This is a genomic window from Streptomyces sp. NBC_01723, assembly GCF_036246005.1.
Classification (GTDB): domain Bacteria; phylum Actinomycetota; class Actinomycetes; order Streptomycetales; family Streptomycetaceae; genus Streptomyces.
Window position 1 is genome coordinate 5989894 of sequence record NZ_CP109171.1, and the last position, 21609, is coordinate 6011502.

At 72.8% G+C, this 21609-nt stretch carries 19 protein-coding genes and 1 pseudogene; 10 read left to right on the plus strand and 10 right to left on the minus strand.

From position 1 onward, the window contains the following. Window positions 1-59: 59 nt before the first annotated feature. The gene (locus tag OIE75_RS27760) at window positions 60-755 is read left to right on the plus strand and encodes a GntR family transcriptional regulator (protein WP_329472430.1); all 696 of its coding nucleotides are present in this window, start codon (window positions 60-62) and stop codon (window positions 753-755) included. Between the two features lie 187 nt (window positions 756-942). On the opposite strand, the gene OIE75_RS27765 is transcribed toward OIE75_RS27760, so the two are convergent. The 5 genes and pseudogenes from OIE75_RS27765 to OIE75_RS27785 form a co-directional block, all read right to left on the minus strand. Next, window positions 943-2136 (minus strand): FAD-dependent monooxygenase, encoded by a 1194-nt coding sequence (locus OIE75_RS27765; protein WP_329472431.1) that lies wholly within the window; start codon window positions 2134-2136, stop codon window positions 943-945. Next, complete coding sequence (locus tag OIE75_RS27770) at window positions 2133-3530, minus strand: MFS transporter (protein WP_329472432.1); 1398 nt, start codon at window positions 3528-3530, stop codon at window positions 2133-2135. The genes OIE75_RS27765 and OIE75_RS27770 overlap by 4 nt, the downstream gene beginning before the upstream one ends. Window positions 3531-4112: 582 nt before the next feature. Continuing rightward, window positions 4113-4442, minus strand: a complete 330-nt coding sequence (locus OIE75_RS27775) for a hypothetical protein (protein WP_329472433.1) — start codon at window positions 4440-4442, stop codon at window positions 4113-4115. A gap of 61 nt (window positions 4443-4503) precedes the next feature. Continuing rightward, window positions 4504-4845 (minus strand): annotated as a pseudogene (locus OIE75_RS27780) (aminotransferase class I/II-fold pyridoxal phosphate-dependent enzyme); the annotation flags it as partial. Between the two features lie 87 nt (window positions 4846-4932). After that, window positions 4933-5214 carry an HPr family phosphocarrier protein gene (locus OIE75_RS27785; protein ID WP_122618470.1) on the minus strand — a complete coding sequence of 94 codons (282 nt, stop codon included), beginning with the start codon at window positions 5212-5214 and terminating at the stop codon, window positions 4933-4935. A 209-nt stretch (window positions 5215-5423) separates the two neighbouring features. Between OIE75_RS27785 and OIE75_RS27790 the strand changes: the two genes are divergently transcribed. From OIE75_RS27790 to OIE75_RS27805, 4 genes are all read left to right on the plus strand, one after another. Next, window positions 5424-8324 carry a bifunctional acetate--CoA ligase family protein/GNAT family N-acetyltransferase gene (locus tag OIE75_RS27790; protein ID WP_329472434.1) on the plus strand — a complete coding sequence of 967 codons (2901 nt, stop codon included), beginning with the start codon at window positions 5424-5426 and terminating at the stop codon, window positions 8322-8324. 61 nt (window positions 8325-8385) lie between these two features. After that, the gene (locus OIE75_RS27795) at window positions 8386-8982 is read left to right on the plus strand and encodes a DUF5998 family protein (RefSeq protein ID WP_307015497.1); all 597 of its coding nucleotides are present in this window, start codon (window positions 8386-8388) and stop codon (window positions 8980-8982) included. After that, window positions 8982-10229, plus strand: coding sequence for an alkaline phosphatase family protein (locus OIE75_RS27800; protein ID WP_307015498.1), 1248 nt, complete (start codon window positions 8982-8984; stop codon window positions 10227-10229). The genes OIE75_RS27795 and OIE75_RS27800 overlap by 1 nt, the downstream gene beginning before the upstream one ends. Before the next feature lie 48 nt (window positions 10230-10277). Then, complete coding sequence (locus OIE75_RS27805; protein WP_122618467.1) at window positions 10278-10928, plus strand: thymidine kinase; 651 nt, start codon at window positions 10278-10280, stop codon at window positions 10926-10928. On the opposite strand, the gene OIE75_RS27810 is transcribed toward OIE75_RS27805, so the two are convergent. After that, window positions 10917-11756 carry a VOC family protein gene (locus OIE75_RS27810; RefSeq protein WP_307015500.1) on the minus strand — a complete coding sequence of 280 codons (840 nt, stop codon included), beginning with the start codon at window positions 11754-11756 and terminating at the stop codon, window positions 10917-10919. The genes OIE75_RS27805 and OIE75_RS27810 overlap by 12 nt on opposite strands. A gap of 238 nt (window positions 11757-11994) precedes the next feature. Here OIE75_RS27810 and OIE75_RS27815 point away from each other — a divergent pair, with 238 nt between their 5' ends. Beyond that, the gene (locus tag OIE75_RS27815) at window positions 11995-12846 is read left to right on the plus strand and encodes a sulfurtransferase (protein ID WP_329472435.1); all 852 of its coding nucleotides are present in this window, start codon (window positions 11995-11997) and stop codon (window positions 12844-12846) included. 263 nt (window positions 12847-13109) lie between these two features. On the opposite strand, the gene sepH is transcribed toward OIE75_RS27815, so the two are convergent. Then, window positions 13110-14171 (minus strand): septation protein SepH, encoded by a 1062-nt coding sequence (sepH, locus tag OIE75_RS27820; RefSeq protein ID WP_329472436.1) that lies wholly within the window; start codon window positions 14169-14171, stop codon window positions 13110-13112. Between the two features lie 473 nt (window positions 14172-14644). Between sepH and OIE75_RS27825 the strand changes: the two genes are divergently transcribed. Next, window positions 14645-15499 (plus strand): hypothetical protein, encoded by an 855-nt coding sequence (locus OIE75_RS27825; protein WP_329472437.1) that lies wholly within the window; start codon window positions 14645-14647, stop codon window positions 15497-15499. Here the strand turns inward: OIE75_RS27825 and OIE75_RS27830 are convergent. Both OIE75_RS27830 and OIE75_RS27835 read right to left on the minus strand, forming a co-directional pair. Continuing rightward, entirely contained in the window at window positions 15423-16760 is a 1338-nt protein-coding gene (locus OIE75_RS27830) for a D-arabinono-1,4-lactone oxidase (RefSeq protein WP_329472438.1), read from the minus strand. The genes OIE75_RS27825 and OIE75_RS27830 overlap by 77 nt on opposite strands. Next, the gene (locus OIE75_RS27835; RefSeq protein ID WP_307015505.1) at window positions 16702-17958 is read right to left on the minus strand and encodes an MFS transporter; all 1257 of its coding nucleotides are present in this window, start codon (window positions 17956-17958) and stop codon (window positions 16702-16704) included. Before OIE75_RS27835 ends, OIE75_RS27830 begins: the two co-directional genes overlap by 59 nt. Before the next feature lie 164 nt (window positions 17959-18122). Here OIE75_RS27835 and OIE75_RS27840 point away from each other — a divergent pair, with 164 nt between their 5' ends. Then, the gene (locus OIE75_RS27840) at window positions 18123-19250 is read left to right on the plus strand and encodes a ferrochelatase (RefSeq protein WP_329472439.1); all 1128 of its coding nucleotides are present in this window, start codon (window positions 18123-18125) and stop codon (window positions 19248-19250) included. Between the two features lie 8 nt (window positions 19251-19258). Next, the gene (locus OIE75_RS27845; RefSeq protein WP_307015507.1) at window positions 19259-20077 is read left to right on the plus strand and encodes an inositol monophosphatase family protein; all 819 of its coding nucleotides are present in this window, start codon (window positions 19259-19261) and stop codon (window positions 20075-20077) included. Between the two features lie 284 nt (window positions 20078-20361). Here OIE75_RS27845 and OIE75_RS27850 read toward each other — a convergent pair whose 3' ends face one another. Then, the gene (locus OIE75_RS27850; RefSeq protein WP_163016070.1) at window positions 20362-20535 is read right to left on the minus strand and encodes a hypothetical protein; all 174 of its coding nucleotides are present in this window, start codon (window positions 20533-20535) and stop codon (window positions 20362-20364) included. Window positions 20536-20949: 414 nt separating this feature from the next. Here OIE75_RS27850 and OIE75_RS27855 point away from each other — a divergent pair, with 414 nt between their 5' ends. Beyond that, on the plus strand, window positions 20950-21603 hold the full coding sequence (locus OIE75_RS27855; RefSeq protein WP_122618459.1) for a response regulator transcription factor: 654 nt from the start codon (window positions 20950-20952) through the stop codon (window positions 21601-21603). The last annotated feature ends 6 nt before the right edge of the window (window positions 21604-21609 follow it).

Below are 21609 nucleotides of genomic sequence, written 5' to 3' on the forward strand. Positions count from 1 at the left end.
TAGAGTCGCTGGAAACGTCAATCATCGACGTTTCACGGGGATTAAGGCGGAGGTCGGTCATGCGTATTCCGGCGCATTCGGTGTGCACGGCGATCCGGGACGACATCGTCGCCGGCGTCCACGTGCGCGGGGTCCGGCTCACCGAGGAACTCCTCGCCCGCCGCTACGGCGTCTCCCGCGTCCCCGTCCGCGAGGCCCTGCGCACGCTGGAGGCCGAGGGCTTCGTGGTGACCCGGCGGCACGCGGGCGCTTGCGTCGCGGAACCGACAGAGCAGGAGGCCGCCGATCTGCTGGAGACCCGTACGCTCCTGGAGCCCCTCGGCGCCGCCCGGGCCGCCCGCCGCCGGACCGACGCCCACCTCAAGGTGTTGCGCGGCCTGGTCCGCCTGGGGCAGGAACGCGCCAGGCAGGGCAGCGGCGAGGATCTGCGCTCCCTGGGCGGCTGGTTCCACGAGACGCTCGCGCAGGCCGCCGGCAGCCCCTCCCTGACGGCGCTGCTGACCCAGCTGCGCCACAAGATCGCCTGGATGTACGACGTGGAGGCGCCGGCCGGGCCGGTGGAGTACTGGGCCGAGCACGGCGCGATCCTCGACGCGGTGGCCCGGGGCGACGGCGACCGCGCGCGGGCGCTCATGGCGCTGCACGCCGAGCGGTCGGCGCCGGGGCACCGCCTGCGATTCGCCTCCGGCGGAGGCAGAACGGAGCGTGTGAGGAACTCGCAACGTCCCGTAAACACGGCGAGCCTGCGACATTAACACGGGTCCCGTATACAAAGAGCAGGAAATTCGAGGGGCTTTTTTAGCCTGCCCGTATTTCTGCCGTCGGGCGGAAATACGGGCAGCGGAACGGTGCGACAAAAAGGCACCCGGTCACCCCGGCGGGGTATTCGGGGTGACCGGGTGCCTTCCGCTCGGGCAACGGCGCCGCGAGAACCGAGCGGAGTCAGCGGTCGCCGAAGGCGGGCAGCGTGAGGGCCGAATGGGCCGGGCGGGGCTCCGGTGCGGGCATGGCGCTGAGGCCGCGCAGCCGGTCGTTGCGCTGGTCCAGGGCCCGCGCGGTGGTCGGGAAGAGGGTGGCGCCGCCCTGGCCGACCAGGTTCTGGTTCAGGGTCACGAAGTCACGGGTGCCGCTCTCGTAGGCGGCGAAGCCCGCGGCGTGGTCCCGGTCGGCCAGGGAACCGGCCAGCATGTAGGCGCCGACGAGGGCGAGGCTGGTGCCCTGCCCGGTGAGGAACGAGGGCGCGTAGGCGGCGTCGCCCAGCAGCGCGATCCGGCCGCGGGACCAGCGGGGCATGCGGATCTGGCCCACCGCGTCGAAGAACACGTCGTCCGCGTCGTGGAGGGCGGCAAGGATGCCCGGGACCTCCCAGCCTGCGTCGGCGAAGACCTCGGCGAGCAGGTCCCGTTGGGCGTCCGGGCTGCCGAAGGCGTCGACGGGCGGCTCCGGCCGGGCGAAGTTCAGGAAGGCGTGCACTTCGTCGTCGTCCCCCACGGCGTAGAGGGCGGCGGCCCGGCCCGGCGTGTTCCACATGACCGTCTCGTGGGAGAGGCCGAAGGTGTTGCGCATGGTGAACACGGCGAAGCAGTAGCCGAGGTACCGGTGGAACCGCTCCTCGGGACCGAAGAGCATCTCCCGGGTACGTGAGTGCATGCCGTCCGCGCCGAACACCAGGTCGAAGGTGCGGCTGCCGCCACCGCGGAAGGTGACGTCGACCCCGTGCCCGGTCTGGTCGAGGGTGTCGACGGAGTCGTCGAAGAGGAACTCCACGTCGTCCCGGACCGCCATGTACAGCGCGTCCGTCAGATCCCCGCGGCGTATCTCCAGGTCCCGTCCCGCGACACCGCCGGTGACGGCGTGCGGGTGGAGCGAGGCCACCTCGCCGCCGTCCCCGTCCCGGAAGGTGAGCCGGCGCAGGTCGATGTGCGCGTCCCGCAATCGCGGCAGGATCCCCATCCTCTCCACGACGTCGAGTGCGGTGCCGCGTACGTCGATGGGGTAGCCGCCGCTGCGGAGCGTGCCGGCCTTCTCCACCACGGTGACCTCGAACCCCTGGCGGTTGAGCCAGAAGGCCAGGGCGGGACCGGCGATGCTGGCCCCACAGATCAGGACCTTGGGCCCCGGTGCGGTGCGGGTCATGCCTTGACTCCTTTGCTCATGGTGCGGGTGACGAACAGGGCCAGCGACACGACGACGCCGGCGATGACGAACCCGGTGACGTAGGCCGATTCGGCCGCGACCTTCGTCCCGGAGGGGGTTCCGGCGGTGAGGAGAGCGCCGCCCAGCTGCCCGCCGACGGCGGAGCCGACCACGCGGCTCACCAGGATCAGACTGGTCGCGATGCCGGTGTCGCCCTGGTCGACGGCGGTGGCGGTGCTGGTCATCATCGCCGTGACGCAGAGGCCGTTGGCCAGCGCGATCAGCATCTTGCCGACGACGAGATGCCACACCTCGGTGTGCACGGCCGCCACGGCGAGCAGGCCGACGGTCATCATGACGACGCCGGTGTTGACCACGGCACGCGAGCCGAAACGCCGTTCCCCGATCCCGCCGAGCGGTCCGGCCAGGGTGGCGGCGACGGCGCCGGGCAGCAGGAAGAAGCCGATCTCGGTGGCGCCGGCCCCGAATCCGTACCCGTCGCCGCGCTCGTCGAGCAGTTGCGGAATCAGATAGACCGCCATCGTGGCACCGAGGCAGATGACGAACGTGAGCACGCACGCCTTCCATATCGCGGGCCGCGCCAGCATGCGCAGGTCGATCATCGGCGCCGCCGCGCGCCGTTCGACCCTCACCCATCCGGCGACGAACGCGGCCAGAACCAGCACGAGGGCGACGAACGCGAGCGGCTGCGAGCCGGCTTCGGGCGCCAGCGCGAGGAGGAGCATGAGGGTGACCAGCATCCCGCTCAGCAGCAGCAGGCCGGGCCAGTCGATCCCGGAGCCGTCCGACCGGCCCGGCGGATCGGTCGGCATCAGCCGGTTCACGAGCAGGGTGGCGCCGATGACCGCGAGCGTCGGCAGCGCGAACATCCAGTGCCGGGAGAGCTGTTCCGCCACCGGACCGGCCGACAGCATGCCGACCATCGACCCGCCGACGAAGAGTCCGCTGACCACACCGATGGCCACCTTGGACTCCCCGGCGGGGAGGTGTTCGCGGACCACGATGAACGACAGGGGCAGCGCGCCGATCATCGCGCCCTGCAACACCTGGCCGACCAGCAGCACGGGCAGGTTCGGGGCCAGGGCCGACACCGTGCCGCCGACCGAGACCACCGCCATCAGCCGGATCAGGATCTTCTTCCCGCCGTAGCGGTCGCCGAGCTTGCCCGCCAGCGGGGTGATGAGCGCACCGGTGATGAGGAGGATGATGCTGAGCAGCGCCCCCTCGGACTGGCTCATGTCCAGTTCGCGTTCCAGGAGCGGGATCGTCGGTGCCACCACCGACTCCAGGGCACCGGTGGACAGCGCCAGTATGCCGAGGGCCCCGACAGCGGCCTTCCTGATGGGGACCGGGGGAGCCAGGGTTGTGGTCATGGGCGTCCTTTCCGTCATGGCCGGGTGAGGGCCGTCGAAGGAGCGGTCGAGGAAGTGGTCGCGGAACCAGCCGTTGTCGCTGAACCGCCCGGCGCCGCCCTCCACGCGCGGGCGCCGTAGCCGTCGGCGCCGACGTGGGCTCTCCCACGCCGTCGGCCCGTCGGGGGTACCGCGAGCGACGAGCGGTGGTGTGTACGGCGCGACACAACTGAGTCGGCGGCGCTGATCACTCCGGCGTGGTCCCCGCCTTCGATCGGACACAGCTCGGCGTTCGGCACGCGGGATCCGGCGGGTTCACGGTTGGTCGTGGGAGATCGCCGGGATCCCCGCGCCGAGCCGCGCGTGGAGCGGGGCGAACTGATCACCGCTGGACCTCCCATACGGATACAGAAAAAGGAGCAATTGTCCTATTTGAGAGAGAGCTGTCACTTCACGAGCCGCGTGAAGCCGGGCTCCAACGCGGGTGCGGTGGTGCCGGGCGACGGGGTTCAGAGTGGGTGGACGGCTATGCGCCGGGCGTCATACCCGGGAGCCAAGGTGGGAGTGATACCGCGGTAGGGGGTGCAGGGGAGACGAGTCCGGTCAGCCGGCCCGCACCCACCCGCGCGGCGTCCCGCAGTACGCCTCGGTCAGCCGGGCGACGACCTCGCGGCGGGACGGACCCGTCTCCCGCAGCAGGTCCCGGATCTCCCGCGGATCGAAGATCATGTTGCTGAGGAAGAGGGCGTGCTCGAGCGGCGCGTCCGGCAGGCCGATGTCGCCGAGCAGCCCGCGCACGGGCTCGCGCCAGGCGTCCCGCAGGGCGACGACGATCTCGTCGCCGTCGCGCAGCCGCTCCAGGTAGCCGCGCCGGGACCCGAGCCGCACCAGTGCCGGACCGTGCTCGGCGAGAAGGTCCACCCACGTGTCCACGAGGGCGTCGAACAGCGGGCGCCCCCGCCGTCTCGGAGGCCAGGCCGGTGTCGTGACGGAGGAACCCGTAGAGCGCTCCCTCCGGCCGGCCCAGGTGCAGGCCGAGCACCCCGGACAGCCGTGCGACCGCCGGCTCGCGACGCCTCCGGTACCGGTCGGGCATGGCGTCGACGACGCCGTCCGGCAGGCCGAGGGCGGCGAGGACCGCGTGCTGGACCGCCGTGTTCGACGCGCCGTTCCAGGCTCGGTGCGCCTGCGCCACCGCGTCCACCACCTCGCGCGGCCCGGTCAGGTCTCCCGCCCGCCACCTGTATCGCCGCCGACAGTAGCGGCCGGATGTGTCACCACCGTCCCGACGGCGTCGTGGCCCGGGCGGGCGAGAACCCACCGGCCCGAACGCCATCAAGAGCAGTCGGCCGGCCCGACCACGACGACGGCCCGCACTGCCCCAAGCGGGCAGTGCGGGCCGTCGTCGCGGGGTTGCCGTCCGTCAGACGGTCTCGGGAAGCTCCTCGAGGCCCTCGGCGACCAGCTTCGCCAGCCGGTCCAGGGCGATGTCCGCGCCCTCGGCGTCGGAGGCGAGGACGATCTCCTCGCCGCCCTGCGCGCCGAGGCCGAGGACGGCCAGCATGGAGGCCGCGTTGACGGGGGACCCGTCGGCCTTGGCGATCGTCACCGGGACGCCTGTGGCCGTGGCGGCTCGGACGAAGATGGAGGCGGGGCGGGCGTGGAGACCCTCGGCCCAGCCGACGTTGACGCGGCGCTCAGCCATGTGATGCTGCCCTTCAGGTGTTCAGAGGGTTGAGTTGTCTAGACCAGTGTTGTCTAGACCAGTTTCCCACATCGTGAAGCGTGCCGGGACGGCCCTGTGCCGTCCCGTGTGGCGGTCGGACCGCGGCCTCGGTCCGAGCTCGTGCCGTCCTCGTGTACCCCACAGACTGCCCCGCGCCGTTGTCGTACGCGAGCCGTACTCTGGGGCCCATGCAGACCTCGTCGGACCGGCACGAGTACCCCGCCCACTGGGAAGCCGACGTGGTGCTGCGCGACGGCGGCACCGCGCGCGTCCGCCCCATCACCGTTGATGACGCCGAGCGCCTGGTCAGCTTCTACGAGCAGGTTTCCGACGAGTCGAAGTACTACCGCTTCTTCGCGCCGTACCCTCGCCTGTCCGCCAAGGACGTCCACCGCTTCACCCACCACGACTTTGTGGACCGGGTGGGACTCGCGGCCACCATCGGCGGCGAGTTCATCGCCACCGTACGCTACGACCGGATCGGCCCCACCGGAGCACCTGCTTCCTCCCACCCGTCGCCCACGTCCACCCTTGCCGGAGAGCGCTTCGCGACCACCCCTTCCGTCTCCGAGGAGGCCGAGGTCGCCTTCCTCGTCCAGGACGCCCACCAGGGCCGAGGGGTCGCCTCCGCGCTCCTGGAGCACATCGCCGCCGTCGCCCGCGAGCGCGGGATCCGCCGCTTCGCCGCCGAGGTGCTGCCCGCCAACACCAAGATGATCAAGGTGTTCATGGACGCCGGGTACACCCAGAAGCGCAGCTTCGAGGACGGCGTGGTCCGCCTGGAGTTCGATCTCGAACCCACCGACCGCTCCCTCGCCGTGCAGTACGCGCGCGAGCACCGCGCGGAGGCCCGCTCCGTCCAGCGCCTGCTCCAGCCGGGTTCGGTGGCCGTCATCGGCACCGGCCGGACGCCGGGCGGTGTCGGCCGCAGCGTCCTCGGCAACATCCGCGACGCGGGCTACACCGGCCGGCTCTACGCCGTGAACAGGTCCTTCGCCGACGACCTCACGGATCTCGACGGCGTGCCGGCGCACCGTTCCGTGCGCGCCGTCGACGGCCCCGTCGACCTCGCCGTGGTCACCGTGCCCGCCGAGCAGGTCCCCGAGGTCGTCGACGAGTGCGGCGAGCACGGGGTGCAGGGACTGGTGGTGGTCTCCGCCGGATACGCCGACCGCGGCGCCGAAGGACGCGAACGCCAGCGGGCCCTCGTACGGCAGGCGCGCAGCTACGGCATGCGGATCATCGGTCCCAACGCCTTCGGGATCATCAACACCTCACCGGAGGTCCGGCTCAACGCCTCCCTCGCCCCCGAGATGCCGCGCCCCGGACGGATCGGCCTCTTCGCCCAGTCCGGCGCCATCGGCATCGCCCTCCTGTCCCGGCTGCACCGGCGCGGCGGGGGGGTCACCGGCGTCACGGGCGTGTCGACCTTCGTCTCCTCCGGCAACCGGGCCGACGTCTCCGGCAACGACGTCCTCCAGTACTGGTACGACGACCCGGAGACAGACGTCGCGCTGATGTACCTGGAGTCCATCGGCAACCCGCGCAAGTTCACCCGCCTGGCGCGCCGGACCGCGGCCGTCAAGCCGCTGGTCGTGGTGCAGGGCGCACGACACGGCGGCGTGGCCCCGCAGGGTCACGCCGTACGGGCGACCCGGCTGCCGCACGCCACGGTCTCCGCGCTGCTCCGCCAGGCCGGCGTGATCCGGGTCGACACGATCACCGACCTGGTGGACGCGGGACTGCTCCTCGCCCGCCAGCCGCTGCCCGCCGGACCCAAGGTCGCCATCCTGGGGAACTCCGAATCACTGGGCCTCCTGACCTACGACGCGTGCCTCTCCGAGGGGCTGCGGCCGCACCCTCCGCTGGACCTGACGACGGCGGCCTCGCCGGACGACTTCCACGCGGCGCTCTCCCGGGCGCTCGCCGACGACACCTGCGACGCGGTGGTGGTGACCGCCATCCCGACGGTGGGGGAGGGACCGGCCGGGGACGCCGCGCTGGCGGAGGCCCTGCGGTCGGCGGCGGCAGCGGTGCCCGCCAAGCCGGTCCTGGTGGTCCACGTGGAACTGGGCGGCCTGGCGGAGGCCCTCTCGGCCGCGGCCAGCACCGCGCCGCAGGCGCCGCCACCCGCTGAGCCCCGGCGGCCGACGCCCGCCGAGCCCGGAGCGGCCACGGCCCCGGAGCCTCCCGGACCCCGGGAGGCTCCCGCCCCCGGCGACGACACCCGGCTCATCCCCGCCTACCCCGCCGCCGAACGCGCGGTCCGCGCCCTCGCCGAGGCCGTCGCCTACGCCCAGTGGCGGCGCGACGCCGGGGACCCCGGGAAGGTGCCGGAGTACGACGACATCGACGAGAAGGGCGCCGCCGAGCAGATTGCCGGGTACCTCCCGCGCGGGCAGGGGCTCACCCTCGGCGCGGCGGAGACCTGCGAGCTGCTCGGCAGGTACGGCATCGACGTCCACCGCGCGCTGCCCGCCCCCGACCCCGACGAGGCCGCGTCCGCCGCGCGGACCATCGGCTACCCCGTCGCCCTCAAGGCCACCGCTCCCCACCTGCGCCACCGCGCCGACCTGGGCGGCGTACGCCTGGACCTCGCGGACGAGGAGCAACTGCGCCGGGCGTACGCCGAGTTGACCGAGCTGTTCGGCAAGCCCGCGGAGCTGCGCCCGGTGGTGCAGGGGATGGCGCCGCGCGGCGTCGACACCGTCGTACGGGCCGTCATCGACCCGGCGGCCGGCGCGGTGCTCTCCTTCGGACTCGCCGGCGCCGCCACACAGCTGCTCGGCGACACGGCGCACCGGCTGATTCCGGTCACCGACCGCGACGCCACCTCGCTCATCCGCTCGGTCCGCACCGCCCCCCTCCTCTTCGGCTGGCGCGGCTCGGCGCCGGTCGACGCCCCGGCCCTGGAGGAGCTGCTGCTGCGGGTCTCGCGGCTGGTCGACGACCACCCGGAGGTCGTCGCGGTCACCCTGGAACCGGTGGTGGTGGCCCCGCACGGCCTGAGCGTCCTCGGCGCCTCCGTCCGGCTCGCGCCCCCTCCCGCCAGGGACGACCTCGGCCCCCGGACCCTCCCCGCGTACTGAACGCGCACGGCCGGACCGGGTCCCGCGGGAGCGTGCCGCACAGTCAGTGGGCCCCCTTAGGATGGAGGGCATGGCCAAGACCAGTACGACGACCCAGGGGCTGCGAGCGGCGATCGAGCGCAGCGGCTACTACCCGGCCCTCGTGGCCGAGGCGGTGGAGGCCGCCGTGGGCGGCGAGCCCGTGCGGTCGTACCTGGTCCACCAGGAGACGACGTTCGACCAGAACGAGGTGCGCCGGCACGTGACCGTGCTCGTGCTCACCGGCAACCGCTTCATCGTCAGCCACACCGACGAGCAGGCCGCCGACGACACCTCCCCGACGCCGTACGCCACGACGTCCACGGAGTCCGTCAAGCTCGGCCGGATCTCGTCCATCGTCGTCAGCCGCGTCGTCGCCAACCCGGAGAAGTACAAGCCGGGCACCCTGCCCCGCGAGATCGTGCTCACCATCGGCTGGGGCGCCGTCTCCAGACTCGACCTGGAGCCGGCCGCCTGCGGCGACCCCAACTGCGAGGCCGACCACGGCTACACGGGCAGTTCGACGGCCGACGACCTCAGCCTGCGGGTCAGCGAGGCCGGGGACGGCCCCGAGACGGTGCGCCAGGCGCTCACCTTCGCGCAGGCCCTCTCCGAGGCGACCGCGGAGACCGGCCGCTGATGGCCCACCCGCCTCCCTCCGCCGCCCATGACCGAGGGCGCTTCGCGCCCACCCCTCTCGATTCCGCCCCCTGGGACACCGACCCGGAACCGCTCCCCGTCGACTCCGCCCCCGTACCCGAGTACGGCAAGGGCTCCCTCGCCGACCTGCTGCCCACCCTGGCCGCCGGACTCGGTGTCCCCGGCATGACCGCGGGCATCACCGAACTGACCCCGGCCGATCGGAACTGCGTGTTCCTGATCGACGGCCTCGGCTGGGAGCAGCTGATGGCCCACCCGGACGAAGCCCCCTTCCTGTGCTCGCTCCTCGGCACCTCGCGCGGCGGCACCGGGCGTCCGATCACCGCCGGCTACCCGGCGACCACGGCGACCTCCCTCGCCTCGGTCGGCACCGGCCTGCCGCCGGGCGCCCACGGCCTGCCCGGATACACCGTGCGCGACCCGGCCACCGGCGCGCTGATGAACCAGCTGCGCTGGCAGCCGTGGACCGCGCCGGCCGTCTGGCAGCCGTACCCCACCGTCTTCCAACTCGCCGAGCAGGCGGGCGTGCACGCGGCGCAGGTGTCCTCGCCGACGTTCGTGAACACCCCGCTGACCAAGGTCGCGCTCAGCGGCGGCACGTTCGTGGGCCGGCTGTCCGGCGAGGACCGGATGGACAGCGCCGCCGCGCAGTTGGCCGGAGCCGACCGCGCCCTCGTGTACACGTACTACTCCGAGGTCGACGGCGCCGGCCACCGCTTCGGCGTCGACTCCGACACCTGGCGCGGCCAGCTCGGGCACGTCGACCGGCTCGTCCAGCGCCTCGCCGAGCAGCTGCCACCGCGCAGCGCCCTCTACGTCACCGCCGACCACGGCATGGTCGACGTGCCCTTCGACGAGGAGCACCGCATCGACTTCGACGAGGACTGGGAGCTGAAGGCAGGCGTCGCCCTCCTCGGCGGCGAGGGCCGCGCCCGGCACGTGTACGCCGTCCCGGGTGCCCGCAACGACGTGCTGACCTGCTGGCGCGAGGTGCTGGGCGAGCAGTTCTGGGTGGCGTCCCGGGACGAGGCGATCGAGGCGGGCTGGTTCGGCCCCCGGATCGACGACCGGGTGTACGACCGCATCGGCGACGTGGTCGCCGCCGCGCGGGACGACGTCCTGCTCATCGCCTCCGAGCGCGAGCCGAAGGAGTCGGCGATGGTCGGCAACCACGGTTCGATGACCCCTGCCGAGCAGCTCGTCCCCCTGCTCGAAGTACGCTCCTGACGCCCTGCCGCACACCCGACCCCGTTGCCGAAAGGTGCCCAACCCCTCATGCCCGAGCTGGTGTTCTTCTCCGGAACGATGGACTGCGGGAAGTCGACACTGGCTCTCCAGATCGAGCACAACCGCTCGGCGCGCGGACTCGCCGGGATGATATTCACCCGCGACGACCGCGCGGGCGAGGGCAAGCTCTCCTCGCGCCTCGGTCTGGTCACCGACGCGGCGGAGGTCAAGGACGGACAGGACCTGTACGCCCACGTCGTCGACCACCTCTCGCAGGGCGGACGCGTGGACTACGTGATCGCGGACGAGGCGCAGTTCCTCGCGCCCGACCAGATCGACCAGCTCGCGCGCGTCGTCGACGATCTCGACATCGACGTGTACGCGTTCGGCATCACCACCGACTTCCGCTCCAAGCTCTTCCCCGGCTCCCAGCGCCTGGTCGAACTCGCCGACCGGGTCGAGGTGCTCCAGGTCGAGGCCCTGTGCTGGTGCGGCGCCCGCGCCACGCACAACGCCCGCACCGTGGGCGGCGTCATGGTCGTCGAGGGCGCCCAGGTGGTCGTCGGCGACGTCGCCCAGTCCCCAGACGAGATCGGCTACGAGGTGCTGTGCCGACGCCACCATCGTCGCCGTACGACCGCTGCGACGGCCCGCGCGGCGGCGCTGTCGCCGGACGTGCTGCCGGTGTCACCCGCCTGAGGGACCCGTGGGGGCCGGAGCCCCGCCCTCCAGGTTCTGCAGCAGCGAGAACCGCGCCCCCTCCGGATCCGCGACCATGGCCGTCCGGCCCCGGGGCGAGTCCTGGACCGGCTCGACCACATGCCCGCCGAGGCCGACGAGCCGCTCCAGGGCCGCGTCCGCGTCGGCCACCTCGAAGTACGTCAGCCAGTGCGGCCCCCGTTCCCGGGGGAGCGCGTTGCCCAGACCGTGGATGCCGGCGACCGGGCGGCCGTCGAGGCGCAGGGTCACGTGGTCGAAGCCGGCCGAGACCGACGGCGCCGACTCGAGGCCGAACACCGTCTCGTAGAACTTGGCGACGTTCGCCGTCTCAAACGTGATCAGTTCGTTCCACACAGGTGTGCCGGGCACGCCCGTGACGGCGGTGCCGAGGTGTTCCGCCGCCTGCCAGACGCCGAAGACGGCGCCCGATGGGTCCGAGGCGATGGCCAGCCGGCCGGCCTCGCCCGCGTCCAGCGGGCCGACGCCGACCGTGCCACCGCACAGGCGCACCGTCTCGGCCGTGCGGTTCACGTCGTCGGAGGCGAAGTAGGGCGTCCAGGCGGTGGGGAGCTGGCGGTCCGGCGGCAGTTGGCCGATTCCCGCCACCTCGTACCCGTCGAGCAGGGCCCGCACGTAGGGGCCCAGTTGCTGGGGTCCGGGCCGGAACTCCCAGCCGAACAGGCCCCCGTAGAACTCGTGGGTCGCGGCCGGTCCGTGCACCATCAGACTCACCCAGCAGGGTGCGCCGGGTGTGCGCCGGGCGTTCGTCTCACCGTTCCGGCCGACCGACCCCCGTGCGTCCGTCATCGTCACTCTCTTCTCGGCCCTTGCGCGGGCCGTGCGTCCGCTTTCGCTCCGACGGACCCCGCGCCGATGCCGGCACCGGTCCCGGCGCCGTGCGCCTCGGGTGCGCTCGTGGGGCGGCCCGGCCTGCCCGGGTGGTACAGCATGTGCCCGAACCCGCACGCCTCGTGATCGGTACTGTCCGGCGGGCAGAGTAGCCCGACATCGGCGCCTCGGCCACTCGGTACGCCAGGATGGGGCCATGAACGCCATCATCTCCGCATCCGAACTCATGAAGGAGCTGGCGGGCGCCAACCCGCCCGTCCTGCTCGACGTCCGCTGGCAGTTGAGCACGGCCAGGGCGGCGGGGGCCCCGCCCTTCGACGGCCGGGCCGAGTACGCCGCCGGGCATCTTCCCGGCGCCGTCTACGTCGACCTGGACCGGGACCTCGCCTCCGCGCCCGGCGGACGCGGCCGGCATCCCCTGCCGGACGTGGCCGAGTTCGGCGCGGCGATGCGCCGGGCGGGCGTGTCGTCGGGCCGTCCGGTAGTCGCCTACGACGGCGGGCAGGGGTGGGCGGCGGCCCGCGCGTGGTGGCTCCTGCACTGGACGGGTCACCCGAACGTGCGGGTTCTCGACGGCGGGTTGCCGGCCTGGGAGGCGCCGCTGTCGACGGACGTCCCGGTCCCCGAGGAGGGCGACTTCGCCCCGTCGCCGGGCGTGTCGGGGCTGCTGGAGGCGGACGATGCCGCCGCGCTGGCCCGCTCCGGGGTGCTGTTCGACGCCCGCGCGGGCGAGCGTTACCGGGGCGAGGTCGAGCCCATCGATCCCGTCGGCGGTCACATCCCGGGGGCCGTGTCCGCACCGACGACGGACAACGTGACGGCGGACGGCCGCTTCCTGCCCGCCGGGGAACTCCGGGCGCGTTTCAAGACACTCGGCGCCACGGAGGGCGACGAGGTCGGCGTCTACTGCGGCTCGGGCGTGTCGGGCGCCCACGAGGTGCTCGCCCTGGCGGTGGCGGGCATCCCGGCGGCGTTGTACGTGGGTTCGTGGTCGGAGTGGTCCTCGGACCCGTCCCGGCCGGTCGCGGTGGGACCGGACCCGCAGTAGGGGCGCGGAAGGCGCATACGGGGCGGGCCTGTTCGCGGAGCGGGGTGGACGCAGGGCTCCGGTGGCGCCAGTCGGTGGCGACCGGAGCCAACGGGCCGTGTGCGCGCTCGGCCGGGGAGGCGGACGCGGGCGGGGCGGCCAGGGCGCACCCGACGGGTGACCGGTCGGCCCCGCGACCGAACAGCACGAGGGTCCCGCGCACGGCACCGGGGCCGCACCCGCGTGGGTACGGCCCCGGTCCCGGACGTAAGGGTGCCCGGGCCCTAGTCCTGCTTCTTGCGGCGGGTGCCGAAGACGATCTCGTCCCAGCTCGGCACCGCCGCGCGGCGGCCCGGACGGACGCCGTCGGCCTCCGCCTGGCGGTCGGTGGAGCCGGTGAGCCGGTCGCGGTGACTGGCCACCGAGCGCGGCATCAGCACGTCGGCATAGGCGGAACCGGCCGACGCTGCGGGCGCCGGGGGCTCCTCCACCTCGGGCTCCTCGGCCGGTTCCTCCACCATCGGTTCCGGGGCGCGCTCGGGCACCACCAGGTCGCCGCGGAAGCTCGGTACGGCCTCCAGGAGGCTGGTGAGCGAGTCCCGTTCGCGTTCGGCGGAGGCGGTGGCCGCGCTCTCCTCGGCGGGCTCGGACGGCGGCGGGGGCAGGCTCGGCCGCTCCCGCTGCTCCCGGTCGAGGGAACGGTCCAGCGGCCGGTCGCGCGGCAGCCGTGCGATGCGCGGCACGAACGGGAAGCTGGGCTCGGCCGCGGCGAGGTCGTCGGACTCGCCGATCAGCGCGCGTGCCTCCGAGTCGACGGCCTGGACGAGCCGCCGGGGCGGGTCGTACGTCCAGCTCGCCGAGTGCGGTTCCCCGGCGACCACGTAGACCAGGAGTACTTCCCAGGTGCCGTCGTCGCGGCGCCAGGAGTCCCACTGGACGGTGTCCTTGTCGGCGCCGCGCAGCAACAGCCGCTCCTGGACCGCCTCGCCAAGGGGCGGCCCGGAGTTCTCGCCGGGGCGGCGGACGGGGGTCTTGCGGGCCCGCTCCGCCATGAAGGCGCGCTCGGCCAGCACGGGACCCTCGAAGCGCCGTACGCGGTCGACGGGGATGCCGGCCATCTGGGCGACCTCTTCCGCGGTCGCGCCGGCACGTATACGCGCCTGGATGTCGCGGGGGCGGAGATGACTCTCCACCTCGATCTCGATCTGGCCGAGGCGGGGACGGTCGCCGCGCACGGCGACCCGGAGTCGTTCGTCGATCGGAAGCGTGTACTCCGTGCTGTCCGCAGCCTTCAGCACCAGCCGTGTGCCGTCATTCGAGACGGCCACGACACGCAGTTCGGGCATGGGGACCTCCCGGGTGGTGCCTGCCGACGTCACGTGCGTCGCTGCTTCCGCTCTGTCGAGTGTGGCCTGCCCGGGTGCAGCCTGCCACAACCTTGCCGAGTTGCCCGGCGTGTCGGGCGCGGGCCCTGGATCGCCGTTATGGCACGGTTACTTGTTCGCAACGCTAAGTGACCAACTCCGTCACCCTGTGCAACTAGCTCCCCTCCCGGCGGTCCTTCAAGGCTCCGAACCCCCTGTCGGGAGACCGGACCCAGGGCTCGCAACAGTACTCCATTCGGGCCACGTGCGTGGATTGGCGCGCCGCCCAACTTCTGGCAAGAGGGGGTACTCGGCCGCCCCCGCCGCGAATTGCGCGATCTTGGACGTGGCGTACTTCACGCAATCACCAGAAACGGAACTAATGGTTTCGGTCGCACGTCCCTTTCTCGTGCAGTTGATCGGTCCCGTAGGGGAAAGGCAGGCAAGGTCAGAGGATGCGCGAAAAGTCCGATGGCGCCGGGGAGGCGGACGTGCGTACGGAGGGGGAGGCCAGGCGGATCGACCTGAGCGTGGCCCAGGTCGCGGGCAGCGCGCTGGCCGCGGTGGTGGCCGCCAAGCTCGCCTCCTCGTTCGGCGTCTACGGCACGATCCTGGGTGCCGGTGTGATCAGTGTGGTCGCCACGTGCGGGGGCTCGGTCCTCCAGCACTTCTTCAAGCGCACCGGGGAGCAGTTCCGGGTCAAGCGCACGGCCGCCGTCGCCCAGGGGGCGGGACACGGAGCGGCGCCGCCTCCGGGCGAGTTCTCCAAGGGCACCGTCTACCGCGCGCGCACCACGGGCTGGAAGCGCCCGGTGCTCGCGGCGGCCCTCGTCTTCGGGGTCGCCATGGCCGGGATCACCACGTACGAGGTCGCCTCCGGCGAGAACCTGAGCGGAGGTCACCGCACCACGGTCGGCAACGCCCTCTCCGGACACAACAAGTCCGCTTCGGATTCGGGAAACTCCGATGATTCGGGCGATTCCGGCGATTCCGGGAACTCCGAGAACGGCAAGGGCGACCCGGGCGGCTCCGGGAACTCCGGGGGCGACGGGTCGGGAAGCGACACCCCGGCCGCCACGCCGTCCGGAACCCCGAGCGGAACCGGCGACGACACATCCTCGGGAGGTGACGCCGGGCAGGACGGCGGTACGGCGACCAGCCCGACGCCCACCCCGGGTGCCACCGAGGGCGAGGGTTCCGGCGACTCCGGGAGCCCCGCCCCCGACGACTCGGCTACGGCCCCAGAACCCGGCGCAAGTAGTCGTTCAGGAACAGACGGTCAGGGTCAAGGCGGTCCCGCAGCGCAGTGAACTCGCCGAAGCGCGGGTAGGCCCGGGAGAAGTACTCGGCGTCCCGGGTGTGCACCTTGCCCCAGTGCGGCCGCCCCTCGTGCGCCGTGAAGATGCGCTCGGCGGCGGTGAAGTACGCCTGGTAGGGCGTGCCCCGGAACATGTGCACGGCGACGTACGCGCTGTCGCGGCCTGAGGCGGTGGACAGCGTGATGTCGTCGGCCGGGGCCGTGCGCACCTCGACCGGGAAGCTGATCCTGAGCCGTGACCGGTCGACCATCGCCTTGAGTTCGCGCAGCGTCTCGACGACCGCCTCGCGCGGCACGGCGTACTCCATCTCCATGAACCGCACCCGGCGTGGCGAGGTGAAGACCTTGTGCGGGGTGTCCGTGTACGTCCGCGCGGAGAGCGCCTTGCTGGAGAACCGGGCGATCGCCGGGATGGCGCCGGGGGCGGCGCGGCCGATCCAGTTGGCGGCCTGGAAGGCGCCGTTGGACAGGAACTCGTCCTCGAACCAGCCCTGGAGCCGGCCGACGGGCTGCTCCGGTCCGGCGCTGCGGTTGTTGCGCTTGGTGTTGGTGTTCCCGGTGTGCGGGAACCAGTAGAACTCGAAGTGCTCGTTCTCGGTCCACAGTTCGTCGAAGTCGGCGAGGACCCGCTCGAAGGGCATCGGTTCCTCACGCGCGGTGAGCAGGAAGAGCGGCTCCACGGCGAAGGTGATGGCGGTGACGACGCCCAGCGCGCCCAGGCCGATCCGGGCGGCGGCGAACACCTCGGGGTTCTCCCGCTCGGAACAGGTCAGCACCGAGCCGTCCGCGGTGACCATTTCCAGCCCCCGGATCTGGGCGGCGATCGAGGCCGACTCGCGGCCCGTGCCGTGGGTGCCGGTACTGGTGGCCCCGGAGACGGTCTGCTCCACGATGTCGCCCATGTTGGTCAGCGACAGCCCCTCACGCGCGAGGGCCAGGTTGAGCCGCTTGAGCGGGGTGCCCGCCTCCACCGTGACCGTCATGGCGGCACGGTCGATGTCGCGGATGCCCGTCAACAGTTGAGGGCGGATCAACAGGCCGTCCGTCGCCGCTATGGAGGTGAAGGAGTGCCCGGTGCCGACCGCCTTGACCCGCAGTCCCTCCCCGGCCGCCGCGCGGACCGCGTCGGCCAGCTCCTCGACGGAGGCGGGAGTGACCTCCCGCGCGGGGCGCGCGGAGACGTTGCCGCCCCAGTTACGCCATGTGCCGTTCCGGCCGTTCGCCCTGCCGCTCGCCGTGCGTGTGCTGCTCAACGGTGCCTCCCCGACGCGGATCCGGCCGCTTGAGCCGGCGGTACCCGAGGAAACCGACCGCGACCGCGACAGCCCCGGCCACCGCCGGAACCCAGTACCCCGCACGCGCCCCGGAGGCGTCGATCACCCAGCCGCCCCCCGAGGAGCCGAGCGCGACCCCGACCGCGAGTCCGGTGCTCACCCAGGTCATGCCCTCGGTGAGCTGCGCGCGTGGTACGTGCTCTTCGATGAGGGACATCGTCGTGATCATCGTCGGAGCGATGGACAGACCCGCAACGAACAGCGCCGCGGCCAGAAACAGCAGGTTTCCGACCAGTAGCAGGGGGATCATACTCACGGCCATCGCACACACGCCCAGCAGCCAGCGACGCTCGGGCGGACCGGCGAAGCGCAGCAGCCCGAAGATCATGGCCGCCGTGCACGACCCCGCCGCGTACAGGGCGAGGACGAGGCTGGCGGCGGCCTTGTGCCCCTCCTCCTCGGCGAACGCCACGGTGACGACGTCGATGGCACCGAAGATCGTCCCCGTGGCCGCGAACGTGCAGACCAGGACCTGGAGGCCCCGCGAGCGCAGCGCGGTGCCGCCGCCCTTGTGCTCACGCGGATGCGGTACCGGCTCGGTGGCCCGCTGCGCGGTGAGCCAGAAGACGCCGGTCGCCAGGAAGCAGGCGGCGAGCAGCGGCCCGGCCTCCGGGAACCACGCCGTGGACAGGCCGATGGAGATGATCGGCCCGAAGATGAAGCAGATCTCGTCCACCACGGACTCGAAGGAGTACGCGGTGTGCAGCTGTGGGGTGCCCCGGTACAGGGCCGCCCAGCGGGCCCGGACCATCGCGCCGAGGCTCGGCACGCAGCCGATGCCGACGCAGGCCGCGAACAGCACCCAGTCCGGCCACCCGTAGTGCGCGGCCGGCAGCAGCACCGCCGCCGCGGTCAGCGACACCAGGGTCGCCGGGCGCAGCACCCGCCGCTGCCCGTAGCGGTCCACCAGACGGGAGACCTGCGGTCCGGCCACGGCGGCGGCGAGCGCGATGGTGGCCGACAGCGCCCCGGCCAGTCCGTACCGCCCGGTGAGCTGCGAGATCATGGTCACCACGCCGATGCCCATCATCGACAGCGGCATCCGGCCGAGGAAGCCCGCGGCGGAGAAGCCCTTGCTTCCGGGGGCGGCGAACAGGGCGCGGTAGGGGCTGGCCAACGAGGTCTCCGGAAAAGGCTCGGCAACGCGCTCAGTAAGGTGCGAACACAGTCGATACAGATTACTCGCCGGAACGCCCGGAAACACCCCCGCGGACCTGGTGAAACGCACGGTCGGTACCCCGCCGTTTCCTCGCTGTCAGTGCCTGGTGGCAGGATCGAGACATGCCAGACGTGCTCGATGTCAGTCCGTACGACGCCCTGCTCCTGCTCTCGTTCGGCGGCCCGGAGGGCCCGGACGACGTGGTCCCCTTCCTGGAGAACGTGACGCGAGGGCGGGGCATCCCGAAGGAACGCCTCAAGGAGGTCGGGCAGCACTACTTCCTCTTCGGCGGGGTCAGCCCGATCAACGACCAGAACCGCGCCCTGCTCGAAGCCCTCCGCAAGGACTTCGCCGAGCACGGCCTGGACCTGCCGGTCTACTGGGGCAATCGCAACTGGGCGCCGTACCTGACGGACACCCTGCGCGACATGGTCCGCGACGGCCGCCGCCGGGTCCTGGTCCTCGCGACCAGCGCCTACGCCTCGTACTCGGGCTGCCGCCAGTACCGGGAGAACCTCGCGGACGCGCTGGCCGCCCTGGAGTCCGAGGGGCTGGAGCCGCCCCGGGTCGACAAGCTCCGGCACTACTTCAACCACCCGGGGTTCGTGGAGCCCATGGTCGACGGGGTGGTCCGGTCCCTCGCCGAGCTGCCCGACGAGGTCCGCGACGGCGCGCACATCGCCTTCTCGACCCACTCGATCCCCACCTCGGCCGCGGACACCTCCGGTCCGGTCGAGGCCCACGGCGACGGCGGGGCCTACGTCCGCCAGCACCTCGACGTCGCCCAGGTGATCGCCGACGCCGTCCGCGAGCGCACCGGCGTCGACCACCCCTGGCAGCTCGTCTACCAGTCGCGCTCCGGCGCCCCGCACATCCCGTGGCTGGAGCCCGACATCTGCGACCACCTGGAGGAGCGCCGGGCGGCTGGTGCGCCCGCGGTGGTGATGGCCCCCATCGGGTTCGTCTCCGACCACATGGAGGTCCTGTACGACCTCGACACCGAGGCCACCGCCAAGGCCGGGGAGCTGGGGCTGCCGGTGCGCCGCTCGGCGACCGTCGGTGCCGACCCGCGGTTCGCGGCTGCGGTCCGCGACCTCGTCGTGGAGCGGGCCGCCGACGAACGCGGCGAGGAGGCCGACCCGTGCGCGCTCGGCGCGCTCGGCGCGAGCCACAACCTGTGCCCGGTCGGCTGCTGCCCCGCCCGCGCCCCCCGGCCCGCCGCGGCGGGCGCCGACAGCCCCTACGCGTGAGGAAGCCCGTGACCGACCTGACGACCGACCCGCTCCACGCCGAGCTGCTGACGATCGCCCGGGAGGCCGCCCACCGCGCGGGCGCGCTGCTGCGCGACGGACGGCCGGCCGACCTCGCGGTCGCCGCCACCAAGTCCAGCCCGATCGACGTGGTCACCGAGATGGACATCGCGGCGGAGAAGCTGATCACCGGGCTGATCGCCGATCGCCGCCCCGAGGACGGCTTCCTCGGCGAGGAGGGCGCAGCCGCCGAGGGCACGAGCGGCATCCGCTGGGTCATCGACCCGCTCGACGGGACGGTCAACTACCTGTACGGGCTGCCCACCTGGGCGGTCTCCATCGCCGCCGAGCAGGACGGCGAGCGGGTGGCGGCGGCGGTCGTGGCCCCGATGCGGGGCGAGGCCTACCACGCGGTGCTGGGCGGCGGAGCCTGGGCGACCGGAGCCTGGGAGGGCGAACGCGCGCTCGCCTGCCGGCCCGCGGCCCCGCTGGACCAGGCGCTGGTCTCCACCGGCTTCAACTACGTCGCCGACGTCCGCGCGGAGCAGGCCGAGATCGCGCGGCGGCTCATCCCGCTGGTGCGGGACATCCGGCGCGGAGGCTCGGCCGCGATCGACCTGTGCGACGTGGCCGCGGGACGCCTCGACGGCTACTACGAACGCGGGCTGCACCCCTGGGACCTCGCGGCAGGCGACCTGATCGCACGTGAGGCGGGCGCGGTGACCGGAGGACGCCCGGGTGAGCGCCCCTCCGGCACCCTGACCATCGCGGCCACCCCATCCGTCTTCGAACCCCTCCAGCACCTGCTGACGGACTTCGGGGCGTAGGCCTCCGGCGGTGGATCAGGGGGGGGCGGCCGGACCCCGGGCCCATCGGCGCGGCAGGGCACGACCCGGCCGGTCCCATGGCTCCCGCGCGATGCGCGGGCGGCGCGGCCCGGGGCCACTTGGCAGGGCCGGCCGGGCCACCGCGGGGCCGGCCCCGGGTGCCCGTCGTCACGGGCCTCGGCCCGAGTCCGCGCGCCGGCCCGCCGCCTCCGCGCCCGGCAGCGCACCCGGACGCGACGAAACCCCGGCGCTGGATCGCCGGGGCTTCGTCATTCCTGGGTCGGTCAGGCGTTGGTCGCCCTTACCTCCACGCCGTGCTCGGCGGCGAGGCGGCGCAGGTCGTCGAGCTCTCCCAGTTCCACGTCGACAAGGAACTCGTCGCCCTCGTCTCGGGCCCGGGACAGGTCGGACTCGGTCGTCTGTATGCGCTGCAGAAGTCCTGCGGTGAAAGCGTCCATGCTGCGCCCCCTCGTCCTGGGTCGTGGGTCGTTGGCACGGGGGTGTGCCGTTCGGAAGGGGCGATCACGTCTCCGGTGGAGTGCCCAGCGCTGCCCTGCCGGGCGGCGACGGTGCCGGACACCCACGCCCGCTCTGCGGAAGCGGACCGCGGCGTACCGCGCGGTAACGCGGTACAGGCAGAGCGTGATCGCGGGGTGTAAAGCCGTCCTCCCCCCGCTCCTCTTCGCGGAAACCTCAACCACGCGAGAAAATCCTTCATTCCCGCCCACGGGACTTTCCGCGTCGCCGCCCCGTCTCCCGCCTTACAGCCGACTTATGGCCGAAAAGGGCAGGATGGAGGCAACACACCCACCAGGCCCCTGCCCTCGTGCGCCGACGGCGCTACGCGGGTGGACACAGGAAGGACAAGCGACGTGCGCGTACTCGTCGTCGAGGACGAGCAACTGCTCGCCGATGCGGTGGCCACCGGACTGCGCCGGGAGGCCATGGCCGTCGACGTCGTGTACGACGGTGCGGCCGCCCTGGAGCGCATCGGCGTCAACGACTACGACGTGGTCGTCCTCGACCGCGACCTCCCCCTCGTGCACGGCGACGACGTGTGCCGCAAGATCGTCGAACTGGGCATGCCCACGCGCGTGCTGATGCTCACGGCCTCCGGCGACGTCAGCGACCGCGTCGAGGGCCTGGAGATCGGCGCCGACGACTACCTCCCCAAGCCCTTCGCCTTCAGCGAGCTGATCGCCCGGGTGCGCGCCCTGGGCCGCCGCACCAGCGTGCCCCTGCCGCCCGTCCTGGAGCGCGCCGGGATCAAGCTCGACCCGAACCGCCGCGAGGTCTTCCGCGACGGCACGGAGGTCCAGCTCGCCCCGAAGGAGTTCGCCGTGCTGGAGGTGCTCATGCGCAGCGAGGGCGCCGTGGTCTCCGCGGAGCAGCTTCTGGAGAAGGCCTGGGACGAGAACACCGACCCGTTCACCAACGTCGTACGCGTGACCGTCATGACCCTGCGCCGCAAGCTGGGCGAGCCGCCCGTCATCGTCACCGTCCCCGGCTCCGGCTACCGGATCTGACCGGCC

Bases quoted from the DNA above. Each gene is read 5' to 3' on its own strand.
- OIE75_RS27800 (WP_307015498.1), top strand. From the start codon at position 8,982: ATGGCCCACCCGCCTCCCTCCGCCGCCCATGACCGAGGGCGCTTCGCG.
- OIE75_RS27810 (WP_307015500.1), bottom strand. From the start codon at position 11,756: ATGACGGACGCACGGGGGTCGGTCGGCCGGAACGGTGAGACGAACGCC.
- OIE75_RS27760 (WP_329472430.1), top strand. From the start codon at position 60: ATGCGTATTCCGGCGCATTCGGTGTGCACGGCGATCCGGGACGACATC.
- OIE75_RS27770 (WP_329472432.1), bottom strand. From the start codon at position 3,530: ATGACCACAACCCTGGCTCCCCCGGTCCCCATCAGGAAGGCCGCTGTC.
- OIE75_RS27795 (WP_307015497.1), top strand. From the start codon at position 8,386: ATGGAGGGCATGGCCAAGACCAGTACGACGACCCAGGGGCTGCGAGCG.
- sepH (WP_329472436.1), bottom strand. From the start codon at position 14,171: ATGCCCGAACTGCGTGTCGTGGCCGTCTCGAATGACGGCACACGGCTG.
- OIE75_RS27825 (WP_329472437.1), top strand. From the start codon at position 14,645: ATGCGCGAAAAGTCCGATGGCGCCGGGGAGGCGGACGTGCGTACGGAG.
- OIE75_RS27805 (WP_122618467.1), top strand. From the start codon at position 10,278: ATGCCCGAGCTGGTGTTCTTCTCCGGAACGATGGACTGCGGGAAGTCG.
- OIE75_RS27785 (WP_122618470.1), bottom strand. From the start codon at position 5,214: ATGGCTGAGCGCCGCGTCAACGTCGGCTGGGCCGAGGGTCTCCACGCC.
- OIE75_RS27815 (WP_329472435.1), top strand. From the start codon at position 11,995: ATGAACGCCATCATCTCCGCATCCGAACTCATGAAGGAGCTGGCGGGC.
- OIE75_RS27765 (WP_329472431.1), bottom strand. From the start codon at position 2,136: ATGACCCGCACCGCACCGGGGCCCAAGGTCCTGATCTGTGGGGCCAGC.
- OIE75_RS27840 (WP_329472439.1), top strand. From the start codon at position 18,123: ATGCCAGACGTGCTCGATGTCAGTCCGTACGACGCCCTGCTCCTGCTC.
- OIE75_RS27850 (WP_163016070.1), bottom strand. From the start codon at position 20,535: ATGGACGCTTTCACCGCAGGACTTCTGCAGCGCATACAGACGACCGAG.
- OIE75_RS27790 (WP_329472434.1), top strand. From the start codon at position 5,424: ATGCAGACCTCGTCGGACCGGCACGAGTACCCCGCCCACTGGGAAGCC.